Raw genomic sequence first — 19,816 nt, 5'->3', positions numbered from 1 at the left:
GGTAATGTAGACATGTCGCTCGCTTTCCCCGAGACCGTCCCCCATGATCGCGCACCGGATCTTCTGCGCGACACGCTGATCCGCTCTGTGAAGGCGACGATCATCGAAGCACCGACCGTGCGTCAGCACAAGCTCTCGAATACCGAGATCGCCTATCAGGGGTTCGTTCTGGTGCGCGTGCAGCTCGAGAACGGCGTGGTGGGCGTGGGGGAGGCCTCGACACTTGGAGGCCCGCGCTGGGCCGAGGAAAGCGTTGAATCAATATGGGCGGCCATCACCCATTACCTGGCTCCGGCCCTAATCGGCCAGCCGGCCATGCATTTCGAGGCTAACGCGGTGCGGATGGGCAAGGCCGCAACGCGCAACTTTTCCGCAAAGGCTGCAGTCGAATCCGCGCTTTTCGATGGCGTCGGACACTCCCTGGGCCTGCCTGCGAGTGCCCTTCTGGGCGGCGCGGTGCGCGACCGTATCGGCGTGATCTGGGCGCTGGCGTCAGGAGATCCGGTTCAGGAACTTGAGGAGGCGCGCGAAAAGCTTCGCCTGCGTCAGCATAAGGAATTCAAGATCAAGCTAGGGTTCAACACGCCGGAAGCCGATATCAAGCGTTTGCAGCAGCTGCGCAGCGGCCTGGGCGATGACGTAAAGCTCATCGTCGATGTCAACCAGGCATGGAGTGAAGCGCAATGTATCCGTCTGTTTCCGGCTCTCGACGAGCTGGATGTCGCGCTGATCGAACAGCCTGTCCCGGCCAGTCAGCGGGAGGCCATGGCCCGTATCGCTGCCCGCACCCGCATCCCTCTTCTGATTGATGAAGCCGCCTTTACCAAGGAAGAACTGGCAAGCGTTGCGGCCATTGGCTGCGGCAGCGTCTATTCGCTTAAGCTGGTCAAGAGCGGAGGGCTTCTGGAGCTCAAGCGCGCCGCCGGCGTGGCTCAGTCATTCGGTATAGAACTTTATGGTGGCTGCCTGCTCGAGAGCAGTATCGGCGCGGCAGCGCATATGGCGGTGTTTTCCACCCTGCCAAAACTGGAATGGGGCAGCGAGCATTTCGGCCCCCGCATTCTGGTTGATGATCTGGTTGAAGAACCGCTGGTCTTCGAGGAATTCGAGATCCGTCTGCCGCAAGGCCCGGGTTTGGGAATTGCGCTGGATGAAGACAGGGTGCGTGCTATGGCGCGCAGGAAGTGAGACGTGCCATGAGTATCAACCGGCAGCAGGCGCGCCAGAGGCTGGAAGACATGGCGGCCGCTCTCGACCGCACGCCCTATATCGTGCGCATGGGACGGCTCTTCAACGAAACCGTCCTGATCGAGATTGATGGAAATGAATTCTATCTCGCCTTCGATAAGGGCAGAGTGGCCGAGATCAAGGAGGGTCCGAGCAAGAAGGTGCCGTGGCGGTTTGCCCTGCGCGCTCAGGGGCAGGCGCTCTGGGAGTTCTGGCAACCCCTGCCGCGTCCCGGCTATCACGATATTTTCGGTCTTGTGAAATACGGGTACGGCCGCATCGACGGCGATATTCTGATCCTGGTCAAGAACTTACGCTTTTTCAAAGAGTTCATGGCGCTCGGACGTCAGGAGGCAAATCCATGACAGCTCATATTGAAGCAATCCTCGGCCGTTACGTCAATCTCGCCATCAGCGGCGTTGCCCACCGCATTTACTTCGAAGAAGCGGGCCAAGGCACGCCGGTACTCTGCCTGCACACGGCGGGTGCCGATACGCGCCAGTGGCGTTTCGTGCTGAATGATCCCGACTTCACGAATGAATACCGCTACATCAGCTTTGACATGCCCTGGCACGGCAAGTCATTGCCGCCCGAGGGATTTGAAACGGAAGAATATCTGCTGACCACCGAAGCCTATATCGACACCATTCTTTCCCTCTGCGACGCGCTGAAGCTCGACAAGCCGTTGCTCGCCGGTTGCTCGATGGGTGGACGGATCGCTCTGCAACTGGCGGCGCTCTACCCCGACCGCTTTTCCGGCTTCATAGCCATAGAGGCGTCCGATTTCCAACCCGCTTGGTACGAAATCGACTGGTTCCACCGGCCGGATGCGCATGGTGGCGAAATGGGGGCGGCACTGGTGTCTGCCAACATAGCCCCACAGGCACCGAAACCAGAGCGCTGGAACACGCAGTGGATGTTCATGCAATCCGGTCCGGGGGTATTCCGCGGTGACCTGAGCTTTTACACCCAGGACGACAGTCTAACTGCACGGCTTGGTGCAATCGATACGACGAAAACCCCCGTTCATATCATGTGCGGGGAATATGATATGACCTGCACGCCGGAGGACGCACGCCGCACGGCGGAAGCAATTCAAGGCGCGAACCTTGCGATCATGAAGGATCTCGGCCATTTTCCGATGAGCGAGAACCCGAAAGCCTTCAAGCCCTATTTCATGAGGGCCATGAAGCACATGGCAGCTTCGACTGTAGAACTGACGGAAACCTGAAGAAGCGATGGACTTCAAGCGACTGAGTTATTTTCTTGCCGTGGCGGAGGAACTGCATTTCGGCCGCGCTTCGACGCGGTTGGGGATCGCTCAGCCGCCTCTAAGCCGGCAGATAGCACAGCTTGAGAAGGAGATCGGCGCGGTCTTGTTCGATCGCAGTCGTAGCCAGATTCGTCTCACACAGGCAGGAGAGCTTCTGCTGGAGCGGGCGAAGGAAATCCTCGAACGCGTCGACCAGACCGAGCGCGAGGTCATGAGGATCGGCCAAGGTGTCGCGGGTCGATTGCGTATCGCCTTTGTCGGCACGGCGACCTATGGATTGCTGCCCAACATAATTCGGGCCTTCCGCACAGCCAATCCCGCGATCGAGTTGGCGCTTTCGGCCATGAATAACGCTGATCTCAAACGAGCGCTCATCCAGCGCGAGATCGACATTGCGGTCGCCCGGCCCTCTATCGAGGATCCGGAAGTGAAATCGGAATCGCTTGGAAAGGAACCGCTGATCCTCGCGCTTCCCGATACCTTTGCGGAAGGCGAGCACGTCCTTGCCGATCTGAAGGGAGAGACGTTCATTCTCTACCCCCGCCGGCCCCGACCGAGCTTCGCCGATTTCATCATCGACGTCTGCAAGAGGGACGGCTTCATTCCCGCCTCGCAGGTCATGGCGCAGGACTATCTCACGGCGATCAGTTTGGTTTCCGTCGGGGTCGGAATCTCGCTCGTTCCCCTGTCGGTGTCTCAGAACCAGCGCCCCGGGGTCGTCTATCGTGCCTATCGGGGTAGCAATCCCGGCACGGAATTGTCACTGAATCACCGCCGCGACAATCGCTCGCAGCATGTGTTCCGTTTCGTCTCCCTGGCCCGTCAAATGGCGCGCGAGCAAAGCCCGCCTCATCTTTGTTAGCGGCGCCGTCGATCTAGTCCCCGGCAAGAGGTGCGCCATGTGCTTCAGCCCAGGATCGGCGACAGGATCAACCTTCGGCTGATCCGCAAGAATTGGCCCAATGCCTGCCGCTCGCAGCCAGCACGGCCGCCGGGACCGCCGTGCCCAACGAAATTTCTTCGAAAAACGTGGCGTCTATACACATCAGAACAGCCTGGCAGCGACACTCAGAGAGGCCTGGCGTCTCGCGCGTTCGACCTTCATGCTCGACTGGCTGAGCGACATCGATCTACAGCGCCGCGCGCAAACCGGATTGAACAAGGGTGGAGGCCTATCACGCCCTCAAGCGTGTGGTTAACTTCAACAGGCAAGGTGAAATCCGAGACGGGTGGCCTGACGGACAGCAACATGAGTGCTGGCCTCAACTCCTCACTGCCATCATCCATTCAAACGCATGGAAGCCCGGCGAAGTCACCGAGCAAATTGACGGCGGTGAACAGACCGACCTTTGGCTCTTGCCCCACGTCTCACTGCTCGGACGGGGAGCATACTACCCTTACCGGAAAACACCGATGGCCGCCGTTAAGGTAGTATATCGCCCCCTCCGGCAAACGCGCCCTTTATGGACGTCAAAAGCTCGACTCCGGCGTTATACTGTTTATCAAAAACAGTATAACGGTTGAGGGTAGGTCGCAAGATAGGAGGCTAGCTCTATCGCCTTGATGGGAACAGAACTTCACACTCCGTTCGACGCGTGGCTTGCAGTTGAAAGCATTCGAGCCGGTGACCACGCTATTTGAGAGCGGCTGGCAGCAGATCTCGTTGCCCATCGCAAACTTCTGTCGTGCTAGTTCGAGGCCAGTTCCGGTGGTTCCTCCTGTAATCAGAACCGTTTTCCAGTAGGGGACCATGTGCCTCCAAACGTTCTCGCCGCTATCAGGATCGGCGCTGGCTGACGAGAGCCTTGCCAACCAACAGGGCTAGAACTTCTCGCCACCCCTGGTGGGAAATGATTGCTCATCAATGTCAGAGAATCTGAGTATCTGGACAAGCCACCGCTGTAGGAGATCGGGTTAACTCGCTGACATTAGGGTCGGCAAGCCCAGCTCTACTATTGCACGGCCTCAACTCAAGGGCGTGCCATTCCTTAACGAGTTGTCGACGGTTGCGCGTGTATCGCTCCGAAAGGACCTGGACGCCGGCAAGATCGTCGATGCTGATTACGCGGAACTGGCTATCGAGCTCGCACCAAGCTGCGATGAAGCGGTTGCTTTCGAACAAGCCGAGCATGATCGGCCACACTGTCTGCTCGCCCAAGTCCGCATGCTCCCCAGAAAACGTAATGCTCAGTTTACGCTGCTCGCGCAGGGCCCGCCGCATATCCCCTAGGTCGAGGGGCGGCGCAGCTTTCATGCATCGGCCAACATAAACCGTGTCGTCATCGAGAGCCGACCGCATTTCCGGCGGCAGAACGGCATTGATCTTTGCGACGGCATTTCTGACTGCCAGACTGAGGGTAACATCAGTCTGGCGGCTGACCCACTGTGCACCGATTACAAGCGCTTGGATCTCTTCCTCAGTGAACGTGAGCGGAGGCAACAGTGAGCCAGGTCGCAGGATGTAACCTACGCCTGCTTCCCCATCTATATCCATCCCCATGCTCTGCAAGGTGGCGACATCGCGGCGTATTGTGCGCAAGGACACACCCAACTCGCGTGCAAGGGTTGTACCCGAGACCGTTCCGCGGTGCCGACGAAGCACTTGCATTAGATCAAACAGTCGGTGACTTCTGGACATTTTCACTCCATTGCTACAACGCCCTTGCCGCCAAGTTTGCGGCCCTTCTCAAGACCGGTGATGAGCTCTATCGAGCCGCTTAGCGGAACGATCTCACCAATCGGGAGGCCGAACTTGCCATTGCGCGCGGCACCCGCAATCTTGTCCAAAATCTCGACGCGCGGGGAGCACACGACGACCTTGAAGCGGCGAGTAAACATCGCTCGGATGAATTTCGCGGGGCCGGGGTTCAGATCCACATAGACGCCGTTCTTGCGCAGCATGGAAAGGCCGGTTGACACGGTCATCGTCGCGGCAGTGTCATAGACGACGTCGAAACGTGCGGCGATCGCCGCCAGATCTGTCGTACGATAGTCATAGACTGTCTGCATGCCAAATGACTTCGCCCGCTCTATATCACGAGCGCTGCAACTGCCCGAGACGGTGGCGCCCAAGAGGCGCGCAATCTGTACGGCCGCTTGACCCACCGCCCCGCCACACCCGTTGATGAAGACATTCTGACCAGGCTTCAGCTTTGCCTTGTCGACCAAACCGTTCCACGCTGTGACTCCCGGTGTTCCAAAGCAGGCAGCCTCCTCGAAGGAAATTTGGTCAGGTTTCCTCACCAGGAAACTTTCTTTCGTCACAACCGCTTCCCCCAGCGCGCCGGATTCCTTGAAGCGCGCGAGCCCAAATACTGCATCACCCACCTTCAGCCGCGTCACACCGGATCCCACCGCCGTGACGACGCCCGAGAGGTCAATGCCCATCGCGCGGGGAAAGGTCTTGCCGGTGACGATCTTCATCGCCCCGCCGCGCAGTTTCCAATCGATCGGGTTTATGGCGGCAAACTTGACCTCTACTGCCACCTCATCCTTACTGGGCGCGGCAAGCTCGAAATCCTCGACCCGCATCACTTCCGGACCACCATAGCTACTGTATTGAATGCGTTTCATAACTGTCACTACCTTAACTCAAAGGGCTCGATATTGATTTTGTTTTCTGAGCCAACTTAAAGGCAGGTGGTGCCAGTTTCTGGCACCATAGTTTTAGGATTCGATATGTGGAACGGAAAGAGGCAGAACACCGGTACCGTGACATTGTTTGACGTGCGGGCGCATTGAAACCGCAAGGCGGATTTAAGGCGAGTTGCAGCGCGGCCATCCTCCATTGGGTAGTCGCGGCTTGACGGAAGGATCGGATCAGGGCTTCAACCGACGCAGCTCTCGAGGTAGGCGCGGCACATGGCAATCAGTTGCCGACGTAGATCGTTCACCTCCTGCTCCGAATGGGATCGCTCGAAAGAATTCCGCACGGTCCCGAAGATCACCGTGACGAGAGCGCGGTTGACGGACTCAACGTCGGAGAAGCTCCGGTTCGAGGCGCTCGCGAACATGGCGGTTGTCGCCGCTTCCGTCCGCGCCGCGAATTCGGCGATCAGCGCCTCGTTGTCCATCTCTACGACGGACCGGTAGAGCGCCCGCGTGACATCGGGCCGTTCGGTCTTGGCTGCCCAGTAGGTGTCGATCAACGCTTCGGCCATCGCGGCGGCAGGCAGTCCAAGGGCTGCTCGGCAGGTGTACTCGATCTTTTCCGCGAGGATCTCGAGGTAGCGTTCGTTGACCGCGTAGATCAGGGACTGCTTGTGAGGAAAACATTGGTACATCGTCCCGACCGAGACACCTGCCCGCTCCGCAACGCGGGTCGTGGTCAGCAGCGGGTAGCCGTCCTTCACCAAAAGCTGAATGGTCGCCTCGAAAATGGCATCGAGCGTAGCGCTGGCGCGAGCCTGTTGCGGCTTTTTCCGGGGCTTCAGAGAAGACGGAGCGGATGTGGTCAAAAGCGAATCCTCAAACTGAACAATCCTTCATATCATGTCCGTCTCAACTATGAAGGAAGGTTGGAAATGACAGAACAGCGTGTCGCCCTCGTCACCGGAGGGAACAAGGGCATCGGACTACAAATCGCTCGACAGCTCGCGCAGGCAGGCGTCCATGTCGTCATCGTAGCCCGTGACGACGAGCGGGCTCAGGTTGCAGTCGAGGAACTCGTCCGGCAGGAGCTGAGCGCGGATTCCGTCAGGATCGATCTCGACGATCTGTCGACCGTCGCCACTGCTACCGACGAGATCCGATCACGCTACGGACGGCTCGACATCCTCGTTAACAACGCAGGCATCTTCGACTTCGCGGATTCGACTCCAAGCAAGGCGTCGATCGATGCCGTGCGCCGCGTGATGGAGATCAACTTCATTGGCGCGCTCGCGGTGACGCAGGCGGTGCTGCCGCTGCTGAGGGAATCCCCAGCCGCACGTGTCGTGAACGTTTCGAGCACGCTAGGATCGCTTGCTCTCAATGGCGATCCAGAGTCCACATACTATTCGCAGCGGTTCATCGGGTACAATGCGTCAAAGGCGGCCTTGAACATGCTGACGATCCAGTTGAACGAGGAGCTGAAGGGCACGGGTATCGTCGTGAACTCGGTGAGCCCTGGCTTCGTGAAGACTGACCTTACCGGGTACGGCAACATGACGGCTGAGGAAGGCGCGCGGCTGCCCGTCCGACACGCGCTGGAAGGGGCGACTTCCGGGGGCTTCTTCGAACCGGACGGCACGACGCCCTGGTAACAACTTTCGGGGGCGCAGTCGCAGGTCGCGCCCTGTTTCCGTTTCGGGTGGAAGTCAGCCCGGAGTGCCAGAGGCCTCGGCTAGACGGTAGAGCAGACCTTTTCTTTTGTCTCTTGGACAGATCTGCTACAGACCGACCGATCTCCGGGAAGCTCCCGCACAAGCATCCGAAGGGGAAGATCAAGAGCCGCCAGTGGGGTCTCGACCATCACAGGAGTGCCGACGTCGGGGTTGCCATAGACCAGGACACGCGTTTGCAGCATCGATAGACCGTGTTCGCGCGCAGCCTCTGCGTGGTCGATCTCCGCAAAGATGGCCATTCCGGCCTTCAGGATTGCCGTCTTGATGGCTTCCAGGGATTCATCGAACGTGTGGGTTGTCCGGTGCTCGATAGGCTTCATCAATGTGTCCTCAGTCAGGAGCGGTGTCGCCTTTGCGCGAAAGCCTGCCTTCCTCTGCCTTGTAGAAGTACTGGCTCGCAATCAGCCACCCCTTGAGGGGCCGCAGCGGCGGGATGCAGGTAGCGATCAGAAATGGCCCGGTGACGAAGATCTGCGTCCAGATCGAGGCGTGATGCGCGACTTCGAGCCATACGGACAATAGGACGGTCGGGATACATGCGAAGCAGATCACGAAGAAGGCCGGGCCGTCGGCTGGATCCGCGAAGGAGTAGTCCAGCCCACAGACTTCGCAGTTTGGGCGAATCGTCAGGAAGCCGTTGAACAGACGTCCCTTGCCGCACCTCGGACACAAACCCCGCACGCCGGTGTGCATCGGTGAAAGTGGCGGATAGTTGTCGTTTGTGAGCGTGTCGACGTGAGCGTGCTTTGACATCATCGTCTCCATGGATACGAACGCTAGAAGCCGAAGTGGCTCAAGCCCCAATGAGCGTCCGGGCGGCGACCGAGAGGCCATTTGAAGGCGCGGTCCTCGTCCTTTATCGGATGCTCGTTGATGCTAGCGTGACGGTACTTCATCAGTCCGTCCTCATCGAACTCCCAGTTCTCGTTGCCGTAGGCTCTGAACCAGGTTCCGCTGTCGTCGTGGTGTTCGTAAGCGAAGCGGACGGCGATACGATTTCCGGAGAACGCCCAGAGTTCCTTGATCAGTCGATAGTCGAGTTCCTTCGCCCACTTGCGAGCAAGGAATGCCTCTATCGCCGGACGACCGACCACGAACTCGGCCCGGTTTCGCCAGCGGCTGTCGACGGTGTAGGCACTCGCGACCTTCGCGGGGTCGCGAGTGTTCCAGCCGTCCTCGGCAAGCCTGACCTTCTCGGTCGCGGATTGAAGGGTGAAGGGAGGCAGTGGCGGGCGTGTCATTTTGTGTTCCTATCCAGATTGTTGGGAGCCGCTTTGAGTGCGGCTATTTCGGCTTCCAATTCCTTGATGCGCGAATCTCTTGTTTCGATTGCCTTTAGAACTTCCGCGGCTTCGAACCGGAGCGGGATGTGCTGCGGGCAGTTTGCGTCCCAGGCCGACACGTTGAACAGCAGAACCTGCTCCGGCCGCGCGGCATAGTCCTTGGGCATCAATTGGTCTACGAGTTCGTGGTCGCTTTCGACGAAGCTGGCTGTGCCCCAGATTTTCACGCGCGAGCGACTGCCGTAATCGATCAGAAACAGATGAGCCTTGTCATTCTCGACGAGGTTTCCTTGCGAGATGAACTGTCGATTTCCTACGAAGTCCACGAAGCCGAGCGTGTTCTCGTTGATGACTCGGAGAAAGCCGGGCGGTCCACCGCGATGCTGCACGTAGGGCTGGCCTTCCGCATTGGCCGTCGCCAGAAAAACGCTGATCTGCTTCTCGATGAATTCCTTGAGGTCGGGTGTGATGGCAGTCGCCCATCCCCCTCGCTCTTCCATTCGTGAGTACGATCTGCGGGACCCCTTGCGTTCCTGGATCGCTTTCACGCTTGGGGTGAACGCGACGTCGCTCGAGACCTGGTGCATCGTGTCCATCGCGCTCTCCTCCGGCGGTTTTTTCGGGCAGAGAATGCCCTCAAACGCCCTCGTAGACAACGCGTGTGAACAGCGCCGGGGGGATCACCCACTGGCCGAACTTGGCATCCCACTGCTTGGTCGGGTTGGCAGCGATGGTCTCCTCGACAGAGCGCCCGGCCTTTTTCAGCCTGGCCACCTTGTCCCTGGCACCGACGAGCATGTCGAGCCAGACCTTGATGTCTTCGCGGTTCGCGATGTCGCCATGACCGGGGATGACGATGGTCTCCTTGTCGATCATCTTGATGTTCGCCTCCGCTGCAGCGATCTGGCCGTCGATACTGCCGCCCGTCGAAGAGTCGATGAACGGGTACAGCCCGGTCCAGAGCGTGTCGCCGACATGGATCACGTTGTCCTCCTCGAAGAAGACCGAGATGTCGCTGTCGGTGTGTGCAGGGCCGTAGTATCTGAGCTTTATCGACTTGCCGTTCAGCTTCAACGTCTCCTCGTCGCCCTTCATCAGGCGGGTCGGCAGCGCGCCTTTCGGAGAAGGCGGGAATTCGAAGTTCCAGTCGTCGACACGGGTGGCGGCTTCAAGATGCTTCAGGGTGTTCGGATGCGCCATGATGGCGGCGCCTTCCGAGTTCAGCCACTCGTTGCCGTCGGTATGGTCGAAGTGCCAGTGGGTGTCGATGAGATGGGTGATCGGTTCCGGCCCGATATTGGCCAGGGCCTTTTCGAGACGTGGCCGTGTCGCGGTTATCCCGGCATCGACCAGGAGCTTGCCGTCCTTGCCAGTGACGACGGCCACGTTGCCGCCAGATCCCACGAGAACGTTCACGCCGCCACGCAGCTTGGTAGTCGCGACGTCGGCCTTGGCGGCAGCCTCGCGGATGATCAGGACCTGGCTCTTGGCGGCGGCGAAGGCCTCGCGGGGCGTCAGCCACGCGCCTGTGGCCGCAATCGTCGCGCCCCCGAGGCAGCAGAGGCAGAAGCCGCGTCTTGATAAGGCATAGTCGTGCTTGGTCATCACCAACTCCATTGGTTGACTGCGTGCCTGAAGAAGTGCCACCACGCTGGGAGGTAGCGTGGTGGCGGCCTCGATCTAAATCCGGCCGAGCTTCGATCGAGGAAAACTGATCTGCATGAGGCGCATGCCGTTTTCGTTCGATGCCAGGTTCGCTCGAACCCATATGCTAATGTCGATGAGCAATACTCTCCTCCGACGGCTATCACGAGGTAGTTGTCGTGAAGCCGGGTGAGATCCCGTGAGATGCCCGAAGCCAAATGGAAGACCTAGACTTTGGTCGAGTCCGGCTCGACCTTGGCCGTGTTTCAGAGACAAGAGTCGCATTGTTCGCCGTTGCCTGTAGGGTTAGGTTGCTCGTGCGATGAAATTGATGTTGATGCCTCCGCGCGCCGGGGAAAAGAACGAAGCAAACTTCGCGCTCCCACATATGCGGCGACATCCGCAGCCGACTGGGGAGTCAGCCATGCAAGTTCCGTTCGCAAATTCGACAGACCGTCCGGCGTCTCGGGACGCACAGCAATCGTACCTCAAAGAGACCCCGCGCCAAGCAGGCGACGACGCCATCCGCTTCGGCCGCTTCTGCGCCGTCCCGCACTCCAGGCAGCTCCTCATGGACGGCCAACCGCGCGCAATCGGCGGGCGGGCTTTCGATCTCCTCATGGTCTTGCTCCGCTCGAACGGTGGCATCGTGAGCAAGGAAGAGATCTTCGACGAAGTATGGCCCTCGATGGTCGTCGAGGAGTGCAACCTCCGTTTCCAGATCGGATCGCTTCGCCGGGCATTGGGCGACCACGGGGATATGATCAAGACTATCGTTCGCCGCGGCTACATGCTCGTTCGGGACGATACCATGCCGGAAGGCGGCGCCGCCCTGTCACCCGGCATCACACCGCGATCGGCAATCGACATTGTCGAGAGGGTCGACAAAGACAAACCATACATCGTTCTGATTGACGACGACGATGGCGTCCGACGCGCTATAACCGGGCTGCTCCGGTCGGTGGGCCACTGCGTGGGATCATTTCCCTCGGTGAAGGCGTACGAGGAGAGCGATAGCGTGCACCGCGCCGACTGCCTGATACTCGACGTCGGCCTGCCGGGACAAAACGGTTTGGACTTCCAGGCCGAACTCATGAAGTCGGGCCTTCGCCAGCGGATCGTCTTCATCAGCGGCAATGCGGACATTCCGATGTCGGTTCGCGCCATGAAGGCTGGCGCCGTAGAATTCCTGACAAAGCCCGTTCGGCACCAGGATCTGCTGTCTGCGGTGGATCTGGCGATCAACGCCTGATCGAAGCCGCTTAGCAACGCTTCCATGGAGCTACCGAATCCCAGAGCGACGACGTTCATCGGCGGCAACGAGGGCGAATGGGTGGTCGTTTCGCAGCGCGCCCTCTTGGGACCGCCAATTGCGGCGTCTCCCGAGTGGCCGTGATATCCGGAAGCACTCCAGCCGGTGGCAAAGACGCCGCCTGGATACTACGTGGGTCGCTACCAACGATCGATACACGACTCGCGAGGAAAAGCATTTGCTGGTCGAAATGCAGGTGCCGATCGGTCGACCGAAAGCCACAAGAGCGGCGCTTATCCTGCTGCGAAAGAACACCGACTGGTGGACCATGCCCCAGGACGAGCGCCGCGCCGTACTCGAGGAGCAGTCGCACCACATGGCGATTGGACTGCGCTACCACCCTGCCGTTGCTCGGCGGCTGCTTCACTGCAGGGACATGGAATCCGAGGCGCCGTTTCGAGACATGCTTGGCCAACTCAGGTCGACCGAGGAATGGAGCTTCATGGAGCGGGAGATCGATATCCCGATTGGTCAAGTCCGATCGCTAAAATCTTGCGGAATGGCCGATACGTGGAGACGGCGACGCGGAGCCGCGCGCATGCAAAAACTCTCTCGTCACCCAACCGCGTCTAACACCCATTCCCGACATCTCACACTATCTCTGCGCTGCAAGATGTAGCGTCACCTCAATGAAACCAGTGCCCTAGGACGTTCGGATCCCGGCGCTCACAGAGGTGACATCCATGAAGAAGTTCCTGTCAGGCTCCGCAATGTTGTCGGCGCTTTTAATCAGCGGCTCGGCGCTCGCAGCCTCCAAGCCCACTGTCGTCCTCGTGCATGGCGCCTTTGCCGAGTCCGCGAGCTGGGACGGGGTGGCAGCCAAACTCCTGAAGGACGGCTATCCCATCGTGGCGGTCGCCAACCCCCTGCGTGGCCTGAAGTACGACGCCGACTACGTCGACGAGGTGCTGAAGAACATCAAGGGGCCGATCGTCCTCGTCGGCCATTCCTACGGCGGATCCGTCATCAGTGACGTCACCACCAAGGATACGGGCGTGATGTCGCTTGTGTTCGTGTCGGGCCTTGCTCCGGACAAGGGTGAAAGAGTCAGCGAGCTCGGCAAGAAATTCCCCGGCAGCACGCTAGGCGGCACGCTCGCACCGCCCGTCCTCCAGCCGGACGGCAAGCACGACCTCTACATCGAGCAGAGCAAGTTCTGGAAGCAGTTCGCCGCCGACGTCCCGGAGCACAAGGCTGCCCTGATGGGCGCCGAGCAACGCCCGATCGCGGCGGAAGCATTCGAGGAACCCTCAACCGAACCGACATGGAAGTCCCTGCCCTCGCACTTCATCTACGGTTCCGAGGACAAGAACCTTCCTCCGGCGCTGCATGCCTTCATGGCCAAGCGCGCCAAAGCCAAGGAAGCAGTCGAGGTCAAGGGATCGTCACACGTCGTGATGATCTCGCACCCGGACGAGGTGGCAGCGATGATCGAGCGCGCCGCCGCAGACAAGTGACAGCCCCAGCAGCCGGAAACTTCCCAAGAAAGGAAACGCGGATGCAAACCGACATCGCCATCAAGGTGAGCCTCGGCACGATAGGCGACGTCTTCGAGACCATCGATGACTGCCTTCGTGTGGAGCACTTCAAGGTCAACGACCCCAACATCTTTCTCGCAAAGGTGACGCGGGAGAATGGCAGCAGACCGATCACGACGTCCCTCGGCTCAGGAGTCGGCACCTTCCTCGTCGCCGCCCGGGATTCCGAGCTCAGGCTCGAACAGAAGGGGCGGCTGCTCTATCACGGTGTCATGGTCGAGGACAGCGTCACCTTCATCGAGGGTTCCGACCCGATATCTCTCGAGCTGCAGTCCGATGCCTGCCTCTACGTCCTGACGTACTTGCACGAACGCTACCAGGGGCCTTGTCCGGTTGTCGGCGGCCGCTTCAACATCCGTGACACCCGGCTGGCAGAGCTGATAGCCGAGATCTCGGACGGATCGGCGGCGCGCCGCAGCGACATCTCGCGCGACTTCTCGAAGCTTGCCTTCGAGCGGTATCGGTCGCTTCCCCGTGTACATCCTCTTTCGGCGTGGCGGCTGAACCGTGTCAGGCGTCATGCGGAATCGAGGCTTGACCAACGGCTTACACTGGAAGAGCTCGCTGACGTGGCCGGGTTCTCGCGAGCACACTTTGCGGCCACGTTCAAGGCCGCGACGTCCATGGGCGTGCACGAGTTCCTTCTGCGGCTGCGAATACAGACCGCAGCGAAGCTCCTTCTCAGCACCGACCTTTCACTCGTCGACATATCGCTTCAGACCGGATTCCAGAACCAGGCACACTTCACGACGGTCTTCAAGAAGATGACGGCGTCGACACCGGGAAGATGGCGCGGCTCCAGACGCTCTCCAGACGTCCGGTCGCTTGGCAACGTTGAGCTTTCCTTGGCTCCCGTCATCGAACACGTCGATCCCAATGCCTCCGAACACACCAATCTTCACTGAGGCCGGACGCAGACCGCGTCCGCTTCCGACAGCCCAGGGAGTTTTGCCATGACTACACGCATCCCGCTCCATCCGTTCATCGAAGCCTCACCGGAAGCGGCACGCCCCACCTTGGAGGCGATCAAGGAGCAGATGGGCGGCGTCCCCAACGTCTTCAGGATGATGGCAAACAGTCCCGCAGTCCTCGAAGCCTACTCCTCTCTGAACGGCGCGCTCGGCAAGGGCAAGTTGGACAAGAAGATCCGTGAGAGGATCGCGCTCGCCATCGCACAGAAGAACGGCTGCGGTTACTGCCTCGCCGCTCACACCTATACCGGGACTCATGTGACCAAGCTCAGCGTCGACGAGATCGCGGCAGCCCGTCGGGGCGGATCCTCGGATGCGCGAGCCGATGCTGCCGTGAAGTTCGCGGTCAAGATCGCCGAGGAGCGCGGATCCGTTAGCGAGGGCGAGCTGCACGCGATGAGGGCCGCGGGATTTGATGACGAAGAGCTACTTGAAATCGTGGCCCACGTCGCCGCAAACACCTTCACCAACTACATGAACGAGGTCTTCAAGACCGAGATCGATTTCCCCAAGGTCGAGCATCACGCGGCCTGACGGTAGCAGTCGGCAGGTATCCGCGCCCTGCCGACCGAGTGCAGCCGACGTCGACCTGGTCGTCTCTCCCCGGCACCTCCACGCGTCGGCGGCACGCAAACAATGGACAAGCGGCGCGCCGCCGATGGAGGAACGCATGAAAGCCACCGTCCTTCGATCTGCCTGCTTTGGCAGCCTGCTGGTTCTGTTCGCGGCCCCCGCGGGCCATGCGCAGAGCCCGCCTCCGCCCGTGACAGTCGCCAAGCCCGTGGTGCGGGACGTAGTCGACAACGACGAGTTCATCGGACGCTTTGAGCCAGTCGAACAGGTGTCAGTGAGATCGCGCATCGGCGGCTACCTGCAGGAAATCCATTTCTCCGACGGTGCTCTGGTCAAGCAAGGCGACCTGCTCTTCGTCATAGACCAGAGGCCGTACGTAACCGCCTTCAATGAGGCGACGTCCGCGCTCGAGGTAGCGGAGTCGACGCTCACCTATGCCGACGCGCAGTTCAAGCGGGCGGAATCGCTCTCACAGAACGGTAGCCAGTCCATTTCCATCCTGGACGACCGCAGACGGGAATGGATCTCGGCGCAGGCAAACGTTCGGGGCGCACAGGCGGCACTCGACCGCGCCGCTCTCGACCTCGACTACACGAAGATCACCGCACCGTTGACCGGACGCATCGACCGCCATCTTGTCTCGATCGGCAACCTCGTCCAGGCGGACTCGTCCGTCATGACGACGATAGTAACCCTCGACCCCATCGATTTCTATTTCGACGTCGACGAACGGCGGCTGCTGAACTTCCAAGCGACCGCCCAGAAACGCGGGGTCGACCTGCAGGCATCCGGAGGCGGCGTAGATGTCATTGCGACGATCGGCGACAACTCCGGACGCGAGTTCAAGGGAAAATTGAACTTCGCCGAAAACCACGTCGATAGCGACAGCGGCACCATGCGTGTCCGCGCCCGGTTCCCGAACCCGGATCTGACACTTCAGCCGGGCCTGTTCGGCCGCATACAGGTCGAGGCCTCGAACACCTACTCGGCTATCCTCGTCCCCGACGAAGCGATCTCGTCGAACCAGAACGAGCGCATCGTCTACGTTGTAGACGACGACGGCACGGTTCGGACGAAAGCGGTGCGAACAGGACCCCGGCTCTACGGCTATCGTGTCATCCGTGCGGGCCTCGATGGCAGCGAGACAATCGTCGTCAACGGCCTCATGCGCATCCGGCCGGGTGCGAAGGTCACGCCGAAGATGACCGAATTGCCGCAGTCGGCCGCAGTTGTGGAGGCAGCACAATGAGGTTCGCCCATTTCTTCGTCGATCGACCGATCTTCGCGGCGGTCATATCTATCCTGCTTCTCGTGGTCGGCGGGATCGCCTACACGCAGTTGCCCGTCTCGCAATATCCCGAGATCGCGCCACCGACGATCATCGTCCGGACGTCCTATCCCGGCGCGGATCCGCAGACGATAGCCGACACCGTTTCCACCCCATTGGAACAGCAGATCAACGGCGTCGAAGACATGCTCTACATGTCCTCCTACTCCAGCGCCGATGGCGCGATGGCCTTGACGATCACCTTCAAGCTCGGCGCCGACCTCAACAAGGCGCAGGTGCTGGTGCAGAATCGCGTCGCAATCGCCCTGCCCCGGCTTCCCGACGAAGTCCGCCGCATCGGCGTGACGACCGACAAGAGTTCTCCTGATCTCATGATGGTGGTTCATCTTCTCTCACCGAACCATCGCTACGACCAGCTCTATGTATCGAACTACGCCCGCACTAAGGTTCGCGACGTCCTGCTGAGGCTGGATGGCGTGGGCGACATCCAGTCCTTCGGCGAACGCCAGTATTCCATGCGCATATGGCTCGATCCGGAGAAACTGTCAGCATATGGCATGACCTCAGACGACGTCGTCGAGGCCCTTCGGGAGCAGAACGTGCAGATATCAGGTGGGCGCATCGGCGCGCCTCCGGTCGTCGGCAAGAACGCCTTCGAATACACCGTCCGATCCGATGGCCGCTTCTCCGACGCCCGCGAGTTCAGGTACGTGATAGTAAAGTCCACCGCGAGCGGACGATTGGTCGAACTGCAGGACGTGGCACGGGTCGAGCTGGGCGCGCAGGACTACGTCACCAATAGCTATCTGACCAACGATCCTGCTATCGCACTCGGCATCTTCGCGCGTCCGGGCACCAACGCATTGTCGACGGCAAAGCAGGTGCGCGACATAATGGCGAACCTGTCGAAGAGCTTCCCGGAAGGTCTTGAGTTTCAGATCAATTACGACACCACCGAGTTCATCGATGATTCGATCTTCGAGGTCTATCGGACGATGGGCGAAGCCGCGATCCTGGTCGCCATAGTCGTGATCATCTTCCTGCAGTCCTGGCGCAACGCGCTCATCCCGATCATCGCCATACCGGTGTCGCTGGTTGGTACGTTCGCCTTCTTGCTCGCCTTCGGCTTCTCGCTGAACATGCTCACGCTGTTCGGGCTTGTGCTGGCGATCGGCATCGTCGTCGATGACGCCATCGTCGTGGTCGAGAACGTCGAACGAAACCTGGCGCGCGGGATGTCGCCCAGGGATGCAGCGCACGTCACCATGGACGAGGTCGGCACGGCCGTGGTCGCGATCTCGCTCGTGCTGATCGCCGTGTTCGCGCCGACCGCGTTCATCCCAGGTATTTCCGGACAGTTCTACAAGCAGTTCGCGGTCACCATATCTGTGACGACGGCAATATCTGCTTTGAACTCGCTCACCCTATCTCCGGCGCTAGCAGGCATCCTGCTGCGGGCGCACGACGACGTCCCGCACCGGAAGAACGTCTTCAGCCAGGCGGGACACGCACTGGCCAATGGCTTCAACTCGGGTTTCGATGCGATCAGCGGCGGCTATTCGTGGATCGTCAGAAAGCTCGTCGGCGGCTGGTTCGGTCGGTTGGCGGCGCTGGCCATGTTCGCCGCCCTGCTTGCGGCCACATGGTTCATGTCGACGGCCGTCCCGTCAGGCTTCGTGCCGATTATGGACCAGGGCTATTCCATCGTCGTCGTTCAGCTGCCGGACGGAGCATCGCTCGCCCGCACCGACGAGGTCGTCAAGAAGGTCGGTGCCATCGTCAAGACGGTGCCCGGCGTGCGCAACGCGATCCAGTTCTCAGGCTTCAGCGGTGCGACGTTCACTGCCGCCTCGAACGCAGGTGTCATCTTCACTCCGTTTCAGTCGTTTGAGGAACGGGAGAAGATCGGAGCCACTGCCGACAAGATCATCGCCGACATCAATTCGCGAGTCAGGGAGATCGAGGACGCGTTCATCATCGATATTCCGCCTCCGTCCGTTCGCGGCGTCGGCAACTCCGGCGGGTTCAAGATGCAGATCCTCGACGAAGAGAACCCCGACATGACGAGAGCGCTCGGGCTCGCCCGCGAGATCATGGCTGAGGCCGCCACCACCGAAGGACTGACAGGCGTCTTCACCACGTTCTCGGAATCCAGCCCCGAGTACTATCTCGCCATCGACCGGGACAAGGCACGCTACCTGGACGTTCCGATTTCGAACGTCTTCAGCGCCCTCTCCGTCAATCTCGGAACGTCGTATGTGAACGACTTCAATGCCTTCGGGCGGGTTTATCAGGTCCGGGCTCAGGCGGATCGCCAGTTCCGAAGGGACAAGGACGACATCCTTGCGCTCAAGGTCAGGTCTGCGAAAGGCGCCCTTGTTCCCCTTGGAACCATAATGGACATCCAGGACACGAGCGGGCCGACACTCGTCGAGCGCTACAACATGTACGTTTCGGTTCCGCTCCAGGGCAACCCGACGCCGGGCACCTCCACCGGAACGGCAATCAAGAAGATGGAAGATATCGCTGCGAGAGTGCTCCCGCCCGGCGTCTCCTTCGAATGGACCGAACTCGCCTATCAGGAGACGCATACTGGCAGCTCTGGAACCTACATCTTCGCGCTGTCTGTGATCTTCGTGTTCCTTGCACTCTCTGCACAGTACGAAAGCTGGGTCCTTCCCCTGGCGATCATTCTAATCGTCCCCCTCGCCGTCCTTGCAGCTCTGATCGGCGTATTGCTCCGTGGCATGGACAACAACGTGCTGACCCAGATCGGGCTCATCGTGCTCATCGGCCTCGCCGCAAAGAACGCGATTCTGATCGTCGAGTTCGCCCGGCAGGCAGAAGCGGATGGAAAATCGATCGTCGATGCGGCGGTCGAGGCTAGCCATCTGCGGCTGCGCCCTATTCTCATGACTGCCTTCGCCTTCATCTTCGGCGTCCTGCCGCTGGCGATTGCCACCGGCCCCGGCGCGGAGATGAGGCAATCGCTTGGCACGGCCGTGTTTTCGGGGATGCTCGGTGTGACCTTCTTCGGCCTGTTCCTGACCCCCGTGTTTTACGTGGTGCTCAGATCGCTACCAAGGCGCCCGCTGATGCGGCCATTTCCCAAACTAGAGATCGTGAAACAGAGTGAGGGGTGACGTGCAGCCCTCACTCCTGTAGCGGGTTTCCGAACAGGTCGGTTGGGACCACCGCAGTGTCGGCGCCGGAGTTCGGTTTCCGCCAAACGTACGGACACTACCCGGCTTCCCCACCCAAAGCGCAATCGCGATTTTCTCGCCCGCCTTGATATCACGATGTGCAACGAAATAGCCGCGGTGATCCGGCCAGCCACTTACTCAAATGTGGAAGGTGGTTCCACATCACCGCAAAGTTTTCGT

Annotated in this window: 22 protein-coding genes; 14 read left to right on the top strand and 8 right to left on the bottom strand. The window is 60.1% G+C overall.

Annotated features, from left to right (window positions below; all coding sequences use genetic code 11):
• The first annotated feature begins 12 nt into the window (after positions 1 to 12).
• From BN77_RS20135 to BN77_RS36135, 6 genes are all read left to right on the top strand, one after another.
• Positions 13 to 1,188, top strand: a complete 1,176-nt coding sequence (locus BN77_RS20135) for a muconate/chloromuconate family cycloisomerase (RefSeq protein ID WP_007535325.1) — start codon at positions 13 to 15, stop codon at positions 1,186 to 1,188.
• 8 nt (positions 1,189 to 1,196) lie between these two features.
• Positions 1,197 to 1,592 carry a hypothetical protein gene (locus tag BN77_RS20130; protein WP_007535324.1) on the top strand — a complete coding sequence of 132 codons (396 nt, stop codon included), beginning with the start codon at positions 1,197 to 1,199 and terminating at the stop codon, positions 1,590 to 1,592.
• Entirely contained in the window at positions 1,589 to 2,458 is an 870-nt protein-coding gene (locus BN77_RS20125) for an alpha/beta fold hydrolase (protein ID WP_007535323.1), read from the top strand. Before BN77_RS20130 ends, BN77_RS20125 begins: the two co-directional genes overlap by 4 nt.
• Positions 2,459 to 2,465: 7 nt before the next feature.
• Entirely contained in the window at positions 2,466 to 3,362 is an 897-nt protein-coding gene (locus tag BN77_RS20120) for a LysR family transcriptional regulator (protein ID WP_007535322.1), read from the top strand.
• A gap of 100 nt (positions 3,363 to 3,462) precedes the next feature.
• Positions 3,463 to 3,699: a Tn3 family transposase gene (locus BN77_RS35680; protein WP_007535321.1), complete on the top strand. Its 237-nt coding sequence runs from the start codon at positions 3,463 to 3,465 to the stop codon at positions 3,697 to 3,699.
• Entirely contained in the window at positions 3,665 to 4,024 is a 360-nt protein-coding gene (locus BN77_RS36135) for a Tn3 family transposase (protein ID WP_007535319.1), read from the top strand. Before BN77_RS35680 ends, BN77_RS36135 begins: the two co-directional genes overlap by 35 nt.
• 343 nt (positions 4,025 to 4,367) lie before the next feature.
• Here the strand turns inward: BN77_RS36135 and BN77_RS20110 are convergent, their stop codons facing one another.
• From BN77_RS20110 to BN77_RS20100, 3 genes are all read right to left on the bottom strand, one after another.
• Positions 4,368 to 5,138 (bottom strand): helix-turn-helix transcriptional regulator, encoded by a 771-nt coding sequence (locus BN77_RS20110; protein WP_051177166.1) that lies wholly within the window; start codon positions 5,136 to 5,138, stop codon positions 4,368 to 4,370.
• 2 nt (positions 5,139 to 5,140) lie between these two features.
• Positions 5,141 to 6,073 (bottom strand): NAD(P)-dependent alcohol dehydrogenase, encoded by a 933-nt coding sequence (locus BN77_RS20105; protein ID WP_007535313.1) that lies wholly within the window; start codon positions 6,071 to 6,073, stop codon positions 5,141 to 5,143.
• Between the two features lie 254 nt (positions 6,074 to 6,327).
• On the bottom strand, positions 6,328 to 6,957 hold the full coding sequence (locus BN77_RS20100; protein WP_007535312.1) for a TetR/AcrR family transcriptional regulator: 630 nt from the start codon (positions 6,955 to 6,957) through the stop codon (positions 6,328 to 6,330).
• 66 nt (positions 6,958 to 7,023) lie between these two features.
• Here BN77_RS20100 and BN77_RS20095 point away from each other — a divergent pair, with 66 nt between their 5' ends.
• Entirely contained in the window at positions 7,024 to 7,743 is a 720-nt protein-coding gene (locus BN77_RS20095) for an SDR family oxidoreductase (RefSeq protein ID WP_007535310.1), read from the top strand.
• Between the two features lie 80 nt (positions 7,744 to 7,823).
• Here the strand turns inward: BN77_RS20095 and BN77_RS20090 are convergent, their stop codons facing one another.
• From BN77_RS20090 to BN77_RS20070, 5 genes are read right to left on the bottom strand one after another with little or no spacing between them, the layout of a single operon-like run.
• Positions 7,824 to 8,144 carry a DUF302 domain-containing protein gene (locus tag BN77_RS20090; RefSeq protein ID WP_007535308.1) on the bottom strand — a complete coding sequence of 107 codons (321 nt, stop codon included), beginning with the start codon at positions 8,142 to 8,144 and terminating at the stop codon, positions 7,824 to 7,826.
• Positions 8,145 to 8,154: 10 nt separating this feature from the next.
• Positions 8,155 to 8,577, bottom strand: coding sequence for a DUF983 domain-containing protein (locus BN77_RS20085; protein ID WP_007535305.1), 423 nt, complete (start codon positions 8,575 to 8,577; stop codon positions 8,155 to 8,157).
• A gap of 23 nt (positions 8,578 to 8,600) precedes the next feature.
• Positions 8,601 to 9,065, bottom strand: coding sequence for a nuclear transport factor 2 family protein (locus BN77_RS20080; RefSeq protein ID WP_007535303.1), 465 nt, complete (start codon positions 9,063 to 9,065; stop codon positions 8,601 to 8,603).
• Positions 9,062 to 9,703: a pyridoxamine 5'-phosphate oxidase family protein gene (locus tag BN77_RS20075; RefSeq protein WP_007535301.1), complete on the bottom strand. Its 642-nt coding sequence runs from the start codon at positions 9,701 to 9,703 to the stop codon at positions 9,062 to 9,064. The genes BN77_RS20080 and BN77_RS20075 overlap by 4 nt, the downstream gene beginning before the upstream one ends.
• Positions 9,704 to 9,743: 40 nt before the next feature.
• Positions 9,744 to 10,712: an MBL fold metallo-hydrolase gene (locus tag BN77_RS20070; protein WP_007535299.1), complete on the bottom strand. Its 969-nt coding sequence runs from the start codon at positions 10,710 to 10,712 to the stop codon at positions 9,744 to 9,746.
• A 463-nt stretch (positions 10,713 to 11,175) separates the two neighbouring features.
• Here BN77_RS20070 and BN77_RS20065 point away from each other — a divergent pair, with 463 nt between their 5' ends.
• The 7 genes from BN77_RS20065 (at position 11,176) to BN77_RS20035 (ending at position 19,576) form a co-directional block, all read left to right on the top strand.
• On the top strand, positions 11,176 to 12,003 hold the full coding sequence (locus BN77_RS20065; RefSeq protein ID WP_007535296.1) for a response regulator: 828 nt from the start codon (positions 11,176 to 11,178) through the stop codon (positions 12,001 to 12,003).
• A 238-nt stretch (positions 12,004 to 12,241) separates the two neighbouring features.
• Positions 12,242 to 12,682, top strand: coding sequence for a hypothetical protein (locus BN77_RS33270; RefSeq protein ID WP_007535294.1), 441 nt, complete (start codon positions 12,242 to 12,244; stop codon positions 12,680 to 12,682).
• A 64-nt stretch (positions 12,683 to 12,746) separates the two neighbouring features.
• Positions 12,747 to 13,520, top strand: a complete 774-nt coding sequence (locus BN77_RS20055; protein WP_007535293.1) for an alpha/beta fold hydrolase — start codon at positions 12,747 to 12,749, stop codon at positions 13,518 to 13,520.
• Positions 13,521 to 13,561: 41 nt separating this feature from the next.
• Positions 13,562 to 14,506, top strand: a complete 945-nt coding sequence (locus tag BN77_RS20050) for a helix-turn-helix domain-containing protein (RefSeq protein WP_007535292.1) — start codon at positions 13,562 to 13,564, stop codon at positions 14,504 to 14,506.
• A gap of 48 nt (positions 14,507 to 14,554) precedes the next feature.
• A complete protein-coding gene (locus BN77_RS20045; RefSeq protein ID WP_007535291.1) occupies positions 14,555 to 15,106 on the top strand; it encodes a carboxymuconolactone decarboxylase family protein in 552 nt (183 codons plus the stop codon).
• Positions 15,107 to 15,242: 136 nt separating this feature from the next.
• Positions 15,243 to 16,394 carry an efflux RND transporter periplasmic adaptor subunit gene (locus BN77_RS20040; RefSeq protein ID WP_007535290.1) on the top strand — a complete coding sequence of 384 codons (1,152 nt, stop codon included), beginning with the start codon at positions 15,243 to 15,245 and terminating at the stop codon, positions 16,392 to 16,394.
• On the top strand, positions 16,391 to 19,576 hold the full coding sequence (locus tag BN77_RS20035; protein ID WP_007535289.1) for an efflux RND transporter permease subunit: 3,186 nt from the start codon (positions 16,391 to 16,393) through the stop codon (positions 19,574 to 19,576). The genes BN77_RS20040 and BN77_RS20035 overlap by 4 nt, the downstream gene beginning before the upstream one ends.
• Positions 19,577 to 19,816: the final 240 nt, after the last annotated feature.

The sequence above is a fragment of the Rhizobium mesoamericanum STM3625 genome (assembly GCF_000312665.1).
GTDB lineage: Bacteria > Pseudomonadota > Alphaproteobacteria > Rhizobiales > Rhizobiaceae > Rhizobium > Rhizobium mesoamericanum.
The sequence above is the reverse complement of the archived record's forward strand: the minus strand, read 5'-3'. Positions and strand labels throughout refer to the sequence as shown.

What these genes read in the sequence shown, in the direction of transcription:
- BN77_RS20125 (WP_007535323.1), top strand. Translation starts at nt 1,589, where the DNA reads ATGACAGCTCATATTGAAGCAATCCTCGGCCGTTACGTCAATCTCGCC.
- BN77_RS20075 (WP_007535301.1), bottom strand. Translation starts at nt 9,703, where the DNA reads ATGGACACGATGCACCAGGTCTCGAGCGACGTCGCGTTCACCCCAAGC.
- BN77_RS20080 (WP_007535303.1), bottom strand. Translation starts at nt 9,065, where the DNA reads ATGACACGCCCGCCACTGCCTCCCTTCACCCTTCAATCCGCGACCGAG.
- BN77_RS20135 (WP_007535325.1), top strand. Translation starts at nt 13, where the DNA reads ATGTCGCTCGCTTTCCCCGAGACCGTCCCCCATGATCGCGCACCGGAT.
- BN77_RS20040 (WP_007535290.1), top strand. Translation starts at nt 15,243, where the DNA reads ATGAAAGCCACCGTCCTTCGATCTGCCTGCTTTGGCAGCCTGCTGGTT.
- BN77_RS20070 (WP_007535299.1), bottom strand. Translation starts at nt 10,712, where the DNA reads ATGACCAAGCACGACTATGCCTTATCAAGACGCGGCTTCTGCCTCTGC.
- BN77_RS20120 (WP_007535322.1), top strand. Translation starts at nt 2,466, where the DNA reads ATGGACTTCAAGCGACTGAGTTATTTTCTTGCCGTGGCGGAGGAACTG.
- BN77_RS20035 (WP_007535289.1), top strand. Translation starts at nt 16,391, where the DNA reads ATGAGGTTCGCCCATTTCTTCGTCGATCGACCGATCTTCGCGGCGGTC.
- BN77_RS20130 (WP_007535324.1), top strand. Translation starts at nt 1,197, where the DNA reads ATGAGTATCAACCGGCAGCAGGCGCGCCAGAGGCTGGAAGACATGGCG.
- BN77_RS20105 (WP_007535313.1), bottom strand. Translation starts at nt 6,073, where the DNA reads ATGAAACGCATTCAATACAGTAGCTATGGTGGTCCGGAAGTGATGCGG.
- BN77_RS20055 (WP_007535293.1), top strand. Translation starts at nt 12,747, where the DNA reads ATGAAGAAGTTCCTGTCAGGCTCCGCAATGTTGTCGGCGCTTTTAATC.
- BN77_RS20110 (WP_051177166.1), bottom strand. Translation starts at nt 5,138, where the DNA reads ATGTCCAGAAGTCACCGACTGTTTGATCTAATGCAAGTGCTTCGTCGG.
- BN77_RS20045 (WP_007535291.1), top strand. Translation starts at nt 14,555, where the DNA reads ATGACTACACGCATCCCGCTCCATCCGTTCATCGAAGCCTCACCGGAA.
- BN77_RS20065 (WP_007535296.1), top strand. Translation starts at nt 11,176, where the DNA reads ATGCAAGTTCCGTTCGCAAATTCGACAGACCGTCCGGCGTCTCGGGAC.
- BN77_RS20050 (WP_007535292.1), top strand. Translation starts at nt 13,562, where the DNA reads ATGCAAACCGACATCGCCATCAAGGTGAGCCTCGGCACGATAGGCGAC.
- BN77_RS20095 (WP_007535310.1), top strand. Translation starts at nt 7,024, where the DNA reads ATGACAGAACAGCGTGTCGCCCTCGTCACCGGAGGGAACAAGGGCATC.
- BN77_RS20085 (WP_007535305.1), bottom strand. Translation starts at nt 8,577, where the DNA reads ATGTCAAAGCACGCTCACGTCGACACGCTCACAAACGACAACTATCCG.
- BN77_RS35680 (WP_007535321.1), top strand. Translation starts at nt 3,463, where the DNA reads ATGCCTGCCGCTCGCAGCCAGCACGGCCGCCGGGACCGCCGTGCCCAA.
- BN77_RS20090 (WP_007535308.1), bottom strand. Translation starts at nt 8,144, where the DNA reads ATGAAGCCTATCGAGCACCGGACAACCCACACGTTCGATGAATCCCTG.